The organism is Oleiphilus sp. HI0043, assembly GCF_001634935.1.
Genome location: NZ_LWEY01000862.1, coordinates 1 through 429 on the forward strand (window position 1 = coordinate 1; position 429 = coordinate 429).

A 429-nucleotide genomic window follows, 5' to 3' on the forward strand; every position below is an offset into this window, starting at 1 on the left:
GATGATCAACATGGAACGCTCTGTCTGTGCAATACTTTGCACCTCTCGCATCCCTACAGCACATTGCTTTGCAAGTTCCAACCAATGCACCATAAAACGCTGCTGCACCACCAAGTAACGCGATAGTTTGGGCATAAACTCTATGGGGATAACTTGAGCAAGGCCCTGGGCATTCTTACGCAGCATCTCGACGACAGCATGACATATATCACGATCAACCGCCTCTGATTCAGCCTGAATTAAAGGAATTAACTGAGAAGGCCCATAACCTCTCGGACGCAATTTTTTTCGATAGGCTTCATCAAGCATAACAGCAAGACCAACAACCTGAGCATCGAGACTATGCTTATCTCCGATAATGCCTTGCGGCCAGCCTGAACCGTCTTTACGTTCTTTATGCTCTTTGACTGCACGCCCTACCCGCTCGGA

The 429-nt window shown here is 48.0% G+C and carries 1 protein-coding gene; it reads right to left on the reverse strand.

All coding sequences use genetic code 11. From position 1 onward, the window contains the following. A partial coding sequence (locus A3729_RS32725) for an HD domain-containing phosphohydrolase (protein ID WP_369820123.1) occupies positions 1 to 429 on the reverse strand: 429 nt, incomplete at both ends.